The sequence below is a fragment of the Microbacterium sp. 18062 genome (assembly GCF_902706225.1).
Classification (GTDB): Bacteria; Actinomycetota; Actinomycetes; order Actinomycetales; family Microbacteriaceae; genus Microbacterium.
In genome coordinates, this window is sequence record NZ_CACSKB010000227.1 from 1 (window position 1) to 508 (window position 508).

Below are 508 nucleotides of genomic sequence, written 5' to 3' on the forward strand. Positions count from 1 at the left end.
GATCGAAGCCGTGTCAGCCAAAGCGCAGTGCCTGTCCTACATGCGCGGCCGGTCTTGACTTGCATCAATTCGCAGCAGCAGGCACGGCACGTGCTACGGATTTCCCCGCCGCGGCGGTCGTGCGCCTGTCCGCAATCCGTCATGCCCCTCCGGTAGCGTTCCGGCTGGCAAGGCCATGCGCTTCGCCTGCGTGCCGTTCGGGTCGCCGTCCGACGGCCGGGGGAATGCCGCGGTGCGCCAATGCAGTGAAGACCACTTATTGCCCAGCTTCAGGAGGTTCTCCATGTCCAAGTCCCACCGCCACTGGCCCGATGCCGTCCTGGGGCGCAATACCGGCAAACCCCGCGAGCTGAAGCGGCGCCGGCAGCGGGAGGCCATGCTGCGGCCGGGGGTGCCGGCCCCGTGCTTTCCGGAGCCGGAAGCCCCGCCGTGGAAGCCGCTGGGCTGAGCGCCCTGCCGCCGCGGCTCAGAGCGCCTGGCAGGTTCCGTCCACGAACACCTTCAGCTC

The 508-nt window shown here is 69.1% G+C and carries 1 protein-coding gene; it reads left to right on the plus strand.

The features are described 5' to 3' along the window. The first annotated feature begins 283 nt into the window (after positions 1-283). Positions 284-448 (plus strand): hypothetical protein, encoded by a 165-nt coding sequence (locus tag GVL03_RS22120; RefSeq protein ID WP_200847291.1) that lies wholly within the window; start codon positions 284-286, stop codon positions 446-448. Positions 449-508: the final 60 nt, after the last annotated feature.

Coding starts and splice junctions, on each gene's coding strand:
- GVL03_RS22120 (WP_200847291.1), top strand. CDS start 284: ATGTCCAAGTCCCACCGCCACTGGCCCGATGCCGTCCTGGGGCGCAAT.